The sequence below is a fragment of the Herbaspirillum sp. genome (genome assembly GCF_017744395.1).
GTDB lineage: Bacteria > Pseudomonadota > Gammaproteobacteria > Burkholderiales > Burkholderiaceae_D > Herbaspirillum.
The window spans coordinates 242,076-254,542 of record NZ_JAGIBI010000007.1; the positions used below are offsets into that span (position 1 = coordinate 242,076).

15 protein-coding genes are annotated in these 12,467 nt (G+C 62.5%); 7 read left to right on the forward strand and 8 right to left on the reverse strand.

Annotated features, from left to right (window positions below):
• Positions 1-57: 57 nt before the first annotated feature.
• Positions 58-855, reverse strand: a complete 798-nt coding sequence (locus tag J7548_RS18165) for an inositol monophosphatase family protein (protein WP_290977320.1) — start codon at positions 853-855, stop codon at positions 58-60.
• 259 nt (positions 856-1,114) lie between these two features.
• On the opposite strand from J7548_RS18165, the gene J7548_RS18170 reads away from it, so the two are divergent.
• Positions 1,115-1,960 (forward strand): RNA methyltransferase, encoded by an 846-nt coding sequence (locus J7548_RS18170; protein ID WP_290977323.1) that lies wholly within the window; start codon positions 1,115-1,117, stop codon positions 1,958-1,960.
• On the forward strand, positions 1,953-2,675 hold the full coding sequence (locus J7548_RS18175; RefSeq protein ID WP_290977326.1) for a pseudouridine synthase: 723 nt from the start codon (positions 1,953-1,955) through the stop codon (positions 2,673-2,675). Before J7548_RS18170 ends, J7548_RS18175 begins: the two co-directional genes overlap by 8 nt.
• A gap of 92 nt (positions 2,676-2,767) precedes the next feature.
• Here the strand turns inward: J7548_RS18175 and hslO are convergent, their stop codons facing one another.
• Both hslO and J7548_RS18185 read right to left on the reverse strand, forming a co-directional pair.
• On the reverse strand, positions 2,768-3,694 hold the full coding sequence (hslO, locus tag J7548_RS18180; protein ID WP_290977329.1) for an Hsp33 family molecular chaperone HslO: 927 nt from the start codon (positions 3,692-3,694) through the stop codon (positions 2,768-2,770).
• Positions 3,695-3,749: 55 nt separating this feature from the next.
• Positions 3,750-4,274: a gamma carbonic anhydrase family protein gene (locus J7548_RS18185; protein ID WP_290977332.1), complete on the reverse strand. Its 525-nt coding sequence runs from the start codon at positions 4,272-4,274 to the stop codon at positions 3,750-3,752.
• 117 nt (positions 4,275-4,391) lie between these two features.
• On the opposite strand from J7548_RS18185, the gene J7548_RS18190 reads away from it, so the two are divergent.
• Both J7548_RS18190 and J7548_RS18195 read left to right on the forward strand, forming a co-directional pair.
• Positions 4,392-5,240 carry a ferritin-like domain-containing protein gene (locus J7548_RS18190; RefSeq protein ID WP_290977335.1) on the forward strand — a complete coding sequence of 283 codons (849 nt, stop codon included), beginning with the start codon at positions 4,392-4,394 and terminating at the stop codon, positions 5,238-5,240.
• 159 nt (positions 5,241-5,399) lie between these two features.
• The gene (locus J7548_RS18195; RefSeq protein ID WP_290977339.1) at positions 5,400-5,750 is read left to right on the forward strand and encodes a hypothetical protein; all 351 of its coding nucleotides are present in this window, start codon (positions 5,400-5,402) and stop codon (positions 5,748-5,750) included.
• Positions 5,751-5,852: 102 nt separating this feature from the next.
• Here the strand turns inward: J7548_RS18195 and J7548_RS18200 are convergent, their stop codons facing one another.
• The 5 genes from J7548_RS18200 to J7548_RS18220 all read right to left on the reverse strand — a co-directional run bounded on the left by J7548_RS18200 (position 5,853) and on the right by J7548_RS18220 (position 9,409).
• Positions 5,853-6,782: an alpha/beta fold hydrolase gene (locus tag J7548_RS18200; RefSeq protein WP_290977342.1), complete on the reverse strand. Its 930-nt coding sequence runs from the start codon at positions 6,780-6,782 to the stop codon at positions 5,853-5,855.
• 112 nt (positions 6,783-6,894) lie between these two features.
• A complete protein-coding gene (locus tag J7548_RS18205; RefSeq protein ID WP_290977345.1) occupies positions 6,895-7,416 on the reverse strand; it encodes an RDD family protein in 522 nt (173 codons plus the stop codon).
• A gap of 216 nt (positions 7,417-7,632) precedes the next feature.
• Positions 7,633-8,439 (reverse strand): DUF3106 domain-containing protein, encoded by an 807-nt coding sequence (locus tag J7548_RS18210; protein WP_366005750.1) that lies wholly within the window; start codon positions 8,437-8,439, stop codon positions 7,633-7,635.
• Positions 8,436-8,843, reverse strand: a complete 408-nt coding sequence (locus J7548_RS18215; protein ID WP_290977348.1) for a DUF3619 family protein — start codon at positions 8,841-8,843, stop codon at positions 8,436-8,438. The genes J7548_RS18210 and J7548_RS18215 overlap by 4 nt, the downstream gene beginning before the upstream one ends.
• Positions 8,840-9,409 carry an RNA polymerase sigma factor gene (locus tag J7548_RS18220; protein WP_290977350.1) on the reverse strand — a complete coding sequence of 190 codons (570 nt, stop codon included), beginning with the start codon at positions 9,407-9,409 and terminating at the stop codon, positions 8,840-8,842. The genes J7548_RS18215 and J7548_RS18220 overlap by 4 nt, the downstream gene beginning before the upstream one ends.
• Positions 9,410-9,959: 550 nt before the next feature.
• On the opposite strand from J7548_RS18220, the gene J7548_RS18225 reads away from it, so the two are divergent.
• From J7548_RS18225 to J7548_RS18235, 3 genes are all read left to right on the forward strand, one after another.
• Positions 9,960-11,678: an acetolactate synthase 3 catalytic subunit gene (locus J7548_RS18225; RefSeq protein WP_290977352.1), complete on the forward strand. Its 1,719-nt coding sequence runs from the start codon at positions 9,960-9,962 to the stop codon at positions 11,676-11,678.
• Between the two features lie 2 nt (positions 11,679-11,680).
• Positions 11,681-12,172, forward strand: a complete 492-nt coding sequence (gene ilvN, locus J7548_RS18230) for an acetolactate synthase small subunit (RefSeq protein ID WP_290977354.1) — start codon at positions 11,681-11,683, stop codon at positions 12,170-12,172.
• Positions 12,173-12,237: 65 nt separating this feature from the next.
• On the forward strand, positions 12,238-12,467 hold a 230-nt coding region (locus tag J7548_RS18235; protein ID WP_290977356.1), incomplete at its 3' end, for an NAD(P)-dependent oxidoreductase.

The window sequence follows — 12,467 nt, forward strand, 5'->3', positions numbered from 1 at the left end:
TCCTGCACGGCGAATGCCATACAGGAAACGTTCACTCAGGAGAGCAGTGTATGCAAATCAGGCGAATTCCGACAGCAGGTTGACCTGTTGCGCGAAAATCTTCGGGCTGGCGGCGATGACGTCGCCCTTGTAGAGGTAGTCCGAATCGCCCTTGAAGGTGCCGACGATGCCGCCGGCTTCGGTCACCAGCAGCGAACCGGCCGCGATGTCCCAGGGCTTCAGGCCCTTCTCGAAGAAACCGTCCAGGCGGCCGGCGGCGACATAGGCCAGGTCCAGCGCGGCGGCGCCCGGGCGGCGCAGGCCGGCACTGTGCTCGGTCATGACCTTGAACATCTTGACGTACTCATTCAGGCCGTCCAGGTCGCGGAAGGGGAAGCCGGTGCCGATCAGGGCATCGGCGATCTTGTCGCGCTTGCCCACGCGGATGCGCTTTTCGTTCAGGTAGGCGCCGGCGCCCTTGGAGGCGGTGAACAGGTCGTTGCGGGTGGGGTCGTAGACCACCGCCTGCGTGATGATGCCGCGCTGCTGCAGCGCGATCGACACGCAGTATTGCGGGAAGCCGTGGATGAAGTTGGTGGTGCCGTCCAGCGGATCGATGATCCAGACGTTTTCGTTCTCGTCGTGCAGGTTGTCGGAGGCGCCCGATTCCTCGGCCAGGATGGCGTGGTCGGGATAGGCGGACTTCAACACCTCGATGATGGCGTCTTCAGCTGCCTTGTCGACTTCGGTGACGAAGTCGTTGTGCGATTTCTTGGAGACTTTCAACAGGGAAACGTCGAACGACGCCCGGTTGATGATGGTTGCGGCGCGGCGGGCTGCCTTGATCGCCGTATTGAGCATGGGTGGGATGATCATTCCGGTGGTTCCGTTAAAATTGCGGTCATCGATGCCGATGATCGCGTTGCTAATCCGCAGACCCCGTCTCCCTTTTCGCGAATGCCCGCCCGGGAAAACCACGGGAGCGGCATGCGTGCGAAAGAAAGCACAGCAGTGAAGCGACAATGAAATTAATGAACGATGCGCCATCCGTGGCGTTATGCTTGCGGACTTGTCGAATTGCGAAGGATGGCGTTTTGCCAACATCCGCAATTCAGGCGCGAATCCGCTATTTTAAATGAACAAGCAAGAATCCGAACACTCTCAGCACTCTCTTTTTACCCGCTTGCGTTTTGTGTTGGTCAATACCAGCAGTCCGGGCAACATCGGCTCGGCCGCGCGGGCCATCAAGACCATGGGTTTTTCCGAGCTGGTGCTGGTCAATCCGCGCTTTCCCGACGCCGTGCGGGAGGACGAGGCCGTGGCCTTCGCCAGCGGCGCGCTGGATGTGTTGCAAAATGCGCGCGTGGTCGGCAGCGTCGAGGAAGCGTTGCAAGGCTGCAACTTCGCCGCCGCCGTCAGCGCCCGTTTGCGCGAATTTTCGCCGCCGGTGGTGACGCCGCGCGCGCTGGCCGGGCAACTGTCGCAAGACACCGGCCTGAACGCGGCGCTGCTGTTCGGCAACGAACGCTTCGGCCTGCCCAACGAAGTGGTGCAGAAATGCCAGGCGCTGATCAACATCCCGGCCAACCCCGATTATTCCTCGCTGAACCTGTCGCAGGCGGTGCAGGTGCTGGCCTATGAATGCCGCATGACCGAGCTGGAACTGCGCGGCGGCCCGATGCAGACCAGCGGCGACGCCCGCGCGCCGGGCGAGGTCGGCTTCCAGGGCAGCAGCGCCGGCGTGGCCGAGATCGAAGGCATGTTCGAGCACCTGGAGCAGGCGCTGGTGGCCATCGATTTCCTCAATCCCGACAATCCCAAGAAACTGATGCCAAGACTCAAACGCATGTTCGCGCGCGCGCAACTGGAAACCGAAGAGGTCAACATCCTGCGCGGCATCGCGCGCCAGATCCTGGCGCCCAAGCAAGCCAAGGCCGGCGCGGCGGACAAACCGGCCGACGGAGGTGCGCAGCATGGCTAAGCTGACACTGGATCGCATCCTGCAATCGCAGGGCTTTGGATCGCGCAAGTATTGCCGCGAACTGATCGAGGATGGCGAAGTGGCCGTCAACGGCGAAGTGGTGGACGACTACCGCGCCACGCCCGACACCGCCAATCTCATGCTGACGCTGTTCGACGAGGAGTGGGAATACCGCGAGCACGTCTACATCGTGCTCAACAAACCGCCCAATTTCGAATGCTCGCGCAAGCCCAGCCACCATCCCGGCGTGCTGACCATCCTGCCGGAGCAGTTCACCTGGCGCGACGTGCAGCCGGTGGGCCGGCTGGACCACGACACCACCGGGATGCTGCTGATGTCGGACGACGGCGCCTTCATCCATGCGCAGTCTTCGCCCAAGCGCCACGTGCCCAAGGTGTATGCCGCCACCACCGCCGAGCCGGTGACCGATGCGCTGATCGCGCAACTGATGGCGGGCGTGCAGTTGCATGACGAGCCGGCGCCGCTGGCGGCGTCGCGCTGCCGGCAACTGGGCGAGCATCTGCTGGAAATCGTGCTGGAGCAGGGCAAGTACCACCAGGTCAAGCGCATGCTGGCGGCGGCCGGCAACCATTGCAGCGCCTTGCGCCGCACCGCCATCGGCGGCTTGCAGCTGGATGCGCTGGAACTGGAAGAAGGGGAGTGGTGCTACCTCGACGCGGCGCAGATGGCGCTGCTGGTACCGGACTCGGACTGAGGCCGGGCTGAGGATAGGGCGCGAAGCAGGCCGCAAGAAAAACGCCATCGGTTTTCCGATGGCGTTTTTGTCAGGGCCGTACTCCGCAGCGGTCAATGCCGCGCATCCCCGGCTGCGGCACTCACGTCGCTGGCGAACAATTGGGCGCAGTCGACGGCGTCGAACTCGTAGTGCTGTCCGCAGAAATCGCAATCGATGCCGAGCTTGTCGGTCTGCGTCAAGGCATCCGCCACCTCTTCGCGGCCCAGCATCTTGAGCATGTTGCCGACCTTCTCGCGCGAGCAGGAGCAGTGGAAGCGCGGATGCGCCGGGTCGAACACGCGGATGCTTTCTTCCCAGAACAGGCGGTGCATCAGCGTGCTGATGTCGGTGGACAGCAGTTCTTCGCGGCGCAGGGTATTGCCCAGCATGACGAAGTGGTTCCAGGTGTCCAGCTCGCTGCCTTCGGCCTTGGCGGTCGGCGCGTTGATGCCGCCTTCGCTGGGCAGTTTCTGCAGCAGCAGGCCGCGCGAGACTTGGCCGTCGGCGGCCAGCCACAGCTTGGTGTCGAGCTGCTCGGAGCGCAGCATGTAGTTTTCGATGACGGTGGCCACGCTGTCGCCGTCCAGCGGCACGACGCCCTGGTAGGGTTGCTGGCCGGGCAGCTTGTCCTTGGGATCGAGCGTGATCACGAAGCGGCCGTGGCCGGTGGCGTTGACCAGTTCGGTCAGCGTCGCCTCGTCGGCGATGGCGGCGCCGTCGGCCAGTTTGGCGGTGGCGCGCAATTGCAGCTCGGAATCGCACTCCACCACCAGCAGCTTGACCGGGCCGTCGCCGTGGATCTGCATGACGATCATGCCGTTGAACTTGAGGTTGGCCGACAGCAGCGCCGCCGCCGCCAGCATTTCGCCCAGCAGCGTCTTCACCGCGGCTGGATAGTCGCGGCGGGCCTGCACCTGTTGCCAGGTATCGGAGATTTCGACCAGCTCGCCGCGCACGGGAGCGTTGTCGACCAGGAATTTTTGCAGCGTGTCTTTCATTCTTTCTTTCCAGGCAACGCGCCGGCGTTGCCTTGTCAATGCCAGCCGAGGCGGCTCAGGCGATGCGCTTGAGCTTGGCCTTGAACTGTTGCGCGCGCTCGACGTAGCTGTCGGTGCCGGCGCGCATGCGCGCGATGTCTTCTTCGGAGAGCTGGCGCACGGCCTTGGCCGGGGCGCCGATGATCAGCGAGTTGTCGGGGAATTCCTTGCCTTCGGTCACCAGCGCGCCGGCGCCGACCAGGCAGTTCTTGCCGATCCTGGCGCCGTTGAGCACCACGGCCTGGATGCCGATCAGGGCGCCTTCGCCGATGGTGCAGCCGTGCAGCATGGCCTGGTGGCCGACCGTGACGTTCTTGCCGATCACCATCGGGTAGCCGATGTCGGTATGCAGCACCGCGCCTTCCTGGATGTTGCTGTTTTCGCCGATGGTGATCAGCTCATTGTCGCCGCGGATGGCGACGTTGAACCAGACGCTGGAATGCGGCTCCATCCTGACCTTGCCGACCACGGTCGAGGTATCGGCCACGAAGGCGGTTTCGTGGATTTCGGGGATATCCTGCTCTAATTGGTAGATTGCCATAATAAAATCGTCTCCTTGTACCTTGTATTGAACCCGCCTGCTTGCCGATTGCGCTTATATGGTGGCGAAGCCGGCGTCATCAACCGCGTATTTTACCGTCCCTTGAAAGAAGCATCCTTGGATCACCACCCGCCCTCACTTGAAATCCTTTCATTCAACGGCCTGCGCGCAGGCGCCCTGGCTTGCCTGAAAGAAACCGGGCCGGCCGCCAAATGCGCGGCGGTGAAGGCCTTGCATGCGGCCTGGCATGGCCAGGGGTTGGCATTGGAACAACAGGAGGACCTGGCCGCGGGCGATGCGGGCGACGGCATCCCGGGCCGCCCGGACAAGCCCCAACTGGTGCCGCCGCTGGAAGTGAAGTCGCGCTCGATGCGCACGCCCGAGGGGCGGGCGGCCTTGATCCACGCATTGGCGCATATCGAATTCAACGCCATCAACCTGGCGCTGGATGCGGTCTGGCGCTTTGCCGGCATGCCGCGCGAGTTCTATGCCGATTGGCTGCAGGTGGCGGTGGAAGAGGCCTACCATTTCTCGCTGCTGGCCGCGCATTTGGAAACGCTGGGATATGCCTACGGCGATTTCACCGCCCACAATAGCCTGTGGGACATGGCCGAAAAGACCCGCTCCGACGTACTGGCCCGCATCGCCCTGGTGCCGCGCACGCTGGAAGCCCGGGGTCTGGACGCGGCGCCGCCGGTGCGCGCCAAGCTGGCGCAGGCCGGCGACCTTGCCGCGGCGGAAATCCTCGACATCATCATGCGCGACGAGATCGGCCATGTGCTGATCGGCAACCGCTGGTTCGGCTGGCTGTGCCGGCAACGGGGGCTGGATCCCGTGCCGACCTTCGCCGAACTGTGCGTGCGCTACAAGGCGCCGCCGCTGCGCGGGCCGTTCAACCTGGAGGCGCGCAAGGCGGCGGGTTTCTCCGACGAAGAGTTGCTGATGTTCAAGGACATGGCCGCTTGAGCGGGGTGGGCTGGAGGATGCTTTGTAAGAATGCTTTGTAAAATTCGCATGTTTTTGTATCGAAGCTTGTTTTCATCGGCCGGCAATGCGATAACTGCTGCGCTATGACTGCCGGGTTTTGATCCGTCGAAGGATCTCATTTCAGGAAAGGATGACAATATGAAGACAATGTCCAAACTGCTGTTCGGCCTGGTGGCCGCGAGTGCCGCCGTTGCGCTGCTGGGCGCCTGCCAGAAGAAGGATGAGCCGGGGCCGGCGGAAGCGCTGGGCAAGAAGATCGACGGCGCCGTGCAGGAAGCCGGCAAGCAGATCGAGCAGGCCACCGACAAGAGCAAGGAACAGTCCTCGGAGGCCAGCAGCAAGCTGGGCGAGGCGGTCGACCAAGCCAAGGCCGATGCCGCGTCCGCTTATGAAAAGACCAAGGAAGGCGCCAAGGAGCTGACCCAGAAGGCCGGCGAGAAAGTGGCCGAAGCCGGCAAGAAGATCCAGGACGCTTCTAACAGTAAATAAGTGAAGCGGCCGGGGCATCCCGCCGCCGGCGCGATTTCCGAGCAGCAAGCGAGAAAGCCTCCGCAAGGAGGCTTTCCTGTTTCTGGCGGGCCGGCAAGCGCTTCAATCGCGCGTGTTGTGGATCAGTTCGATCACCATCTCCTGTATCGCCGGCTCCAGCGCCAGCGCCACGTGGCCGATGCCGATGACCGGGATGTTCCACGCGCCCTCCAGGTGGGCCGAACTTTGCGGGGAAATGATGTTGTCGTGGTGTGAATAGATCGACACGATGGCGCCCAGCGCCTCGGCTTCTTCGGTGGCCGCCAGTTTCTGCAGCCATTCGCTGCTGCGGCCTTCCTCGTAGCGCCCCAGCCAGTTCATCTCGCCGCAGTTGATGCCGATGCCGAAGTTGGCGATGGCGGTGCCGTGGTGCGGCGTGCCCAGCGTGATGACCCGGGCGATATGCGTGGTGCCGTGGTCGCGCAGGTAGGCGCGCGCCGCCAGGCCGCCCATGCTGTGGGCGACGATGACGATTTTCTGTTGCCCGGTCTCGGCCTGCACGCGCCTGACGGCGGCGTCGACCAGCGGCGCATAGCCGTCGATGCTGCCGAACACCGGTTCCATGTCCAGCGCGTAATGGGTGATATGGGCTTCGCGCAGCGCCAGGCTCATCCAGCGCCAGTAGCCGCTGTTGCAGCCGTAGCCGTGGATCAGCAGCACCGGCGGCGAGGTGGTGTCGGGGTAGGTGAACTGGTCGAAGCGCAGGAACGGCATGGCCCACGAGGAACACAGCATGGTCGCGCGGAATTCGCGTAGGAACAGCTTGCCGATCTGCAGCCAGGTGATTTCGACGGGGTTGGAGGTGCGGCCGCGGTAAGGCCAGGTCAGGAAGAAGCTGTTGGCGGTGATCTGCGCGCGCAGCAGCAGTACGATGCCAACGCCGCCGAGCGCCGCCGGCGCGATGGGCCAGTCGAAATGCCGCAACAGGAAGTAGAACAGGATGGCGATGCCCAGCTGGATCAGGAGCAGGGTTCTGGAAATGCGGGAAATCATGCGTGGCTGGGTCCGATGCGCTCAGGAGGGCTGACATGCAGGAGGCATGTGTTTGCGCAGAGCATAGCAGAGCCCCATGTCGAATCGATGACGCTATTGCGGCCGCTGTTTTCTATGCGTTTTTCGGTTCGGCGGCCTTGGCTTTGGCCGGCGGGGCTGCATTGACCAGCCGGGTGCCGACGATGCGGTCGTGCAGGAACTGGCGCTGCGGATCGAGATAGGCCGTCAGCGCCCACAGCAGCACATTGCCCGCCGGGATCAGCACCAGCATCCAGTGCTGGCCGCGCAGGGCCGCCGCCAGCGCCAGGCCGGGCAGCACCCACAGCCAGGCCAGCAGGAAACGGAAGGCGGCGCGCCAGATGCCGACCGGCCGGCCGTCGGGGCCGACCAGCTTGAAGCGCCAGGTCTTCATCGCCAGGGTTTGCCCGCCGTGGCGCCAGAACCAGATGAAATAGGCAGCCAGCACCAGGAACAGCCAGGCTTCGAGCGCATGGCGCAGATAGAGCGCGTGGCGCTGCTGCAGCAAGGTCGAGAACAGCCAGCCCGAGATGAACAGGACGCCGAACAGCAGCATCGATTCATACAGCATGCTGCTGAGGCGGCGGCGCAGAGAAGGCGTGGTCATGTCCTGCATGGTGTCCCGGTATTGGAAATTTGTTGTGGTGTCGGCCCGACGGCGTTCCAGATGGTAATGGAATCGGCGGGGCTTGCCTACAAGCAGGCCTGCCGAAAGCAGGGCGGCGCCGTGGCCGATGCGCATATCGGCATGGCTATGTCGTACGGGAAGCGTTCGGGGAGGAAATGCCAGGTGTAGGCGACAGGATGCCGTGAATGGGGCGGACGCCCGTTCTTACTTGCCGCTTTCGGCGGCCGTGGCCGATACCGGCACCACAGCGCCGGCAGCCATGGCCGGAGCGGCGGCCGCCGGTTGTACCTGGGGCGTGACAGCGGGCAGCGGCGGGGTGGCCTGCGGTCCGGGCACCAGCGCGGGCGCCGCGGCCGGCGGCAACGGGCGATCCAGCGCTTCCGCCGGCAACTGGATGGTGGGGGCTGCGTTGCCTGGCGCGGAAGGCAGCTTGGCAACCCGCTTGGGCAACTTTGCCTGCTCCAGCTTTTTCTTTTGCTCGGCCGGGAGTTGCTGGTATTTGTTCCACTGCTCGTTCTTGGCCTCGGCATCCAGCTTCTTGGCGCGGGCATAGTTGGTGCGCGCCGCACTGCGCTGCGCCGGGGTCAGCTTGACCCAGTCGCGCATGCGCTCATGCAGGCGCTGCTGTTCTTCCGGCTTCATCTGGGCGAACTTCTTGCTGATCACCAGCCATTTTTCTTTCTGGAGATCGCCCATCTTCGCCCATTCGCCAGCCAGCGGTTCGAGGGCCTGCTGTTGCGGAGCCGACAGGGAAGCCCATGCCAGCTTGTTGTCTTTTTTGACGGACTTGGCGCCTACGCCGGCTTTGGCCGGCGGCGCCGAATGCGCGTTCTGGGGAGGAGTTGCCGCCGGCGGCGTAGTTGTCGCTGCCGGAGGAGCCGCAACCGGGGTGTTTTGCGCCGAGACCCAGGCGCAGGTCAGGCCACCGGCCAGCATCGCCAGCACCAGCGCGATGCGCGGGAGACGGCAAGGTGCTGCGGAGAAGAAACCGGTGGCATGGCGCATCGTCATTGTGTCTTTTCGGACAGGTAAGCGTTAAAACCGTGGTCCAGATAGGCCGACAGCGGCAGTTCGTCCGAGAGGACGGCGGCGTCGATCTCGGCCAGGTCGGCCACGCGCTTGGCGTTTTCGTGCTGGTAGATGCCTGCGAACAGGATCAGCCCGGCCAGCAGCGGCACCGCCACGCCCAGGCGGCCGAGCCAGGAGCTCAGGCCGGACGGCATCGATCCGCCACCCAGCGCGCCGGCCAGTACCGGTTCTTCCACGCGCACGGTCAACGGCGCCTGTTTCTTGCGTGCAAGCGCCACCCGGCGGGCTGCCGCCAGGTTTTGCAGGGTATCGTCGGACAGGTTGTCCAAATTGGCGTCAAGCGCCATCTTCACCTTATAGGCGAATCGCAATTCCTTGTTGTTCATAATGTGATTCCTTTGGCTCTCAGAGCTTGAGCCAGCGCATGGGTTGCGCGAGAGCAATGGGTTTTGACGCTGCCTTCGGAGCAACCCATGGCGGCGGCTGTTTCAGCCACGTCCATGTCCTGCCAGTAACGCATCAGGAACGCTTCCCGTTGACGCGCCGGCAGTTTTTGAATTTCGGCATCGATCAGCAGCAGCGTCTGCTCGCGCTCCACCTTGTCGGCGCTGGACTCGGAGGCTTCGGTGCCGTCCTGCGCCTCGAGGCTTTCGAGGACGTCGAAATCGTCCTGCCCGTCGCTGTCGCCGCCGAAGCTGGAGAACAGGCTGACCCAGGTGTTGCGGACCTTTTCGCGCCGGAAGAAATCGTGGATGGTGTTCTGCAGGATGCGCTGGAACAGCATCGGCAGTTCGTCGACCGGCTTGTCGCCGTATTTCTCGGCGAGCTTGATCATTGCATCTTGGACAATATCGAGCGCGGCTTCATCCTTGCGTACGGCATACACCGCCTGTTTGAAGGCGCGGCGTTCGACACTTTCAAGAAAATCGGAGAGTTCTTTGTCAGTTGCCATGCAGTACGGTTGCCGGGGGGCGGACAGCCGGAAGTGGTGGGTCGGAAACAGACCCTCATCCGGCGGGGAAATGCGGGGAAACGCAAAAATTTGTCAAAAAATCAGACCGAATCCTAGCAAAAATGGCCTTATTTGTCGTGGTGTTTCTCTCGATTCGGCTCGGAAACACGCATGCCGAAGCAGTTTCGGAGGATTTTGCTTGACCAAAATGATGCAACGCATTACTGTTTGCTTCCCGCCTCCCACACTTGGGGCGTTTTCATGTTCTTTATCGGCGCTTCACATAAGGTCGTGCCGATTCAAAGACGCGCTTTAGAGTTAAAGCTTGTTTGTTCTAACCCGTGCCACAAGCGCGAGGGATCAGTAGAAGTCCATCTTGTACCAAGGCTGAACGAGTCGCGTTGAGCGGCATTTCGAACCTCACTACGGTTGGGGCGCAGAAATGGCGTGACCGCACAAGAAAGGGAAGCCAACGGCAGGGCAGACGACTGCGGTTCCGCCAGGAGAGAACATCCGATCAATTTCCAATGGACCTTGAAAGGAAGCAGTAATGAGTTCCGAGCAGATCTCCGGTGCGGACATACTCGTCCGTTGCCTGGCCGAAGAAGGCGTTGAGCACGTTTTCGGCTATCCCGGTGGCGCCGTCCTGTACATCTACGACGCAATCTTCAAGCAAGACAAATTCCAGCACATCCTGGTTCGCCACGAACAGGCCGCCGTGCATGCCGCCGACGCGTATTCGCGCAGCTCGGAAAAGGTGGGCGTCTGTATCGTCACCTCCGGCCCCGGCGTCACCAACGCGGTGACCGGCCTGGCGACCGCCTATATGGATTCGATTCCCATGGTGGTGATCTCCGGCCAGGTGCCGTCGACCGCCATCGGCCAGGACGCTTTCCAGGAGTGCGACACCGTCGGCATCACCCGTCCCTGCGTCAAGCACAACTTCCTGGTGAAGGATGTGAAGGACCTGGCGGCAACGATCAAGAAGGCGTTCTTCATCGCCACGACTGGTCGTCCGGGGCCGGTGCTGGTCGATATCCCCAAAGACATCACGATGCATACCTGCGCCTTCGAATATCCGAAGAGCGTCGAGATGCGTTCGTACAAGCCGGTCGACAAGGGCCATTCGGGCCAGATCCGCAAGGCGCTGCAGCTGCTGCTGTCGGCCGAGCGCCCGATGATCTACACCGGCGGCGGCATCATCCTGGCCAACGCGGCTCCCGAGCTCAACAAGCTGGTCGACCGCCTGGGCTACCCCTGTACCAACACGCTGATGGGCCTGGGCGCCTATCGCGCCTCGAGCGACAAGTTCGTCGGCATGCCCGGCATGCACGGCACTTACGAAGCCAACATGGCCATGCAGCACTGCGACGTGCTCATCGCCATCGGCGCCCGCTTCGACGACCGCGTGATCGGCAACCCCAAGCACTTCGCGTCGAACGCGCGCAAGATCATCCACATCGATATCGACCCCTCGTCGATCTCCAAGCGCGTCAAGGTCGACATCCCCATCGTGGGCAACGTCAAGGACGTGCTGCAGGAGCTGCTGTCCCAACTGGACGCGGCCGAAACCAAGCCCAACGGCGCTGCGCTGGACAACTGGTGGAAGCAGATCAACGAGTGGCGCAAGCGCGACTGCCTGAAGTTCGCCGCCTCGGACGAATTCATCAAGCCGCAATCGGTGGTGCAGAAGGTCTGGGAAGTCACCAAGGGCGACGCCTTCATCACCTCCGACGTCGGCCAGCACCAGATGTGGGCTGCGCAATACTACGGTTTCGACAAGCCGCGCCGCTGGATCAACTCCGGCGGCCTGGGCACCATGGGCGTGGGCCTGCCGTACGCCATGGGCGTGCAGAAGGCCAATCCGGACGCGACGGTGGCCTGTATCACCGGCGAAGCCTCGATCCAGATGTGCATCCAGGAGCTGGCGACCTGCAAGCAATACCATTTGACGCCGAAGATCATTCTGCTCAACAACCGCTTCCTGGGCATGGTGCGCCAGTGGCAGCAGATCGATTACGGTTCCCGCTATTCCGAGTCCTACATGGATTCGCTGCCCGACTTCAACAAGCTGGCCGAGTCGTATGGCCACGTCGGCATGAAGATCGAGAAACCGGGCGACGTCGATGGCGCACTGCGCGAAGCCTTCGCGATGAAAGACAGGCTGGTCTTCATGAACTTCATTACGGATCAAACCGAAAACGTCTGGCCGATGGTCAAGGCGGGCAAGGGCTTGACTGAAATGCTGCTGGGTTCGGAGGATCTTTAATCATGCGCCATATCATTTCTGTACTGCTGGAAAACGAAGCCGGCGCATTGTCCCGTGTCGTGGGTTTGTTCTCCGCACGCGGCTACAACATCGAAACGCTCACCGTTGCACCCACCGAAGACCCGACCATGTCGCGCATGACCATCGTGACCACCGGTTCGGACGATGTGATCGAACAGATCACCAAACACCTGAACCGCCTGATCGAGGTGGTGAAGGTCGTCGATCTGACGGAAGGCGCGCACATCGAGCGCGAACTGATGCTGATCAAGGTGCGCGCAGTGGGCAAGGAGCGTGAGGAAATGAAGCGTACTGCGGACATCTTCCGCGGCCGCATCATCGACGTCACCGAAAAGACCTATACGATCGAGCTGACCGGCAACAAGAGCAAGCTGGACGCGTTCATCGACGCCATCGATCGGACCGCCATCCTGGAAACGGTCCGCACCGGCGGTTCGGGCATCGGCCGCGGCGAACGGATCCTGAAGATCTGAGCGGCCGCAGCAGCAGATAAAATCACACACATTCAAATCAAGTTATTCGGAACATAGGAAAAATCATGAAAGTTTTTTACGACAAAGACGCAGACCTGTCCCTGATCAAGAACAAGAACGTGACCATCATCGGTTACGGCTCGCAAGGCCACGCGCACGCGCTGAACCTGAAGGATTCGGGCTGCAAGGTCACCGTCGGCCTGCGCAAGGGCGGCGCCTCGTGGAGCAAGGCCGAGAAGGCCGGCCTGAAGGTCGCTGAAGTCAACGACGCGGTGAAGGAAGCCGACGTCATCAT

Bases quoted from the DNA above. Each gene is read 5' to 3' on its own strand.
- J7548_RS18165 (WP_290977320.1), bottom strand. From the start codon at position 855: ATGATCATCCCACCCATGCTCAATACGGCGATCAAGGCAGCCCGCCGC.
- J7548_RS18170 (WP_290977323.1), top strand. From the start codon at position 1,115: ATGAACAAGCAAGAATCCGAACACTCTCAGCACTCTCTTTTTACCCGC.
- J7548_RS18175 (WP_290977326.1), top strand. From the start codon at position 1,953: ATGGCTAAGCTGACACTGGATCGCATCCTGCAATCGCAGGGCTTTGGA.
- hslO (WP_290977329.1), bottom strand. From the start codon at position 3,694: ATGAAAGACACGCTGCAAAAATTCCTGGTCGACAACGCTCCCGTGCGC.
- J7548_RS18185 (WP_290977332.1), bottom strand. From the start codon at position 4,274: ATGGCAATCTACCAATTAGAGCAGGATATCCCCGAAATCCACGAAACC.
- J7548_RS18195 (WP_290977339.1), top strand. From the start codon at position 5,400: ATGAAGACAATGTCCAAACTGCTGTTCGGCCTGGTGGCCGCGAGTGCC.
- J7548_RS18200 (WP_290977342.1), bottom strand. From the start codon at position 6,782: ATGATTTCCCGCATTTCCAGAACCCTGCTCCTGATCCAGCTGGGCATC.
- J7548_RS18205 (WP_290977345.1), bottom strand. From the start codon at position 7,416: ATGCAGGACATGACCACGCCTTCTCTGCGCCGCCGCCTCAGCAGCATG.
- J7548_RS18210 (WP_366005750.1), bottom strand. From the start codon at position 8,439: ATGACGATGCGCCATGCCACCGGTTTCTTCTCCGCAGCACCTTGCCGT.
- J7548_RS18215 (WP_290977348.1), bottom strand. From the start codon at position 8,843: ATGAACAACAAGGAATTGCGATTCGCCTATAAGGTGAAGATGGCGCTT.
- J7548_RS18220 (WP_290977350.1), bottom strand. From the start codon at position 9,409: ATGGCAACTGACAAAGAACTCTCCGATTTTCTTGAAAGTGTCGAACGC.
- J7548_RS18225 (WP_290977352.1), top strand. From the start codon at position 9,960: ATGAGTTCCGAGCAGATCTCCGGTGCGGACATACTCGTCCGTTGCCTG.
- ilvN (WP_290977354.1), top strand. From the start codon at position 11,681: ATGCGCCATATCATTTCTGTACTGCTGGAAAACGAAGCCGGCGCATTG.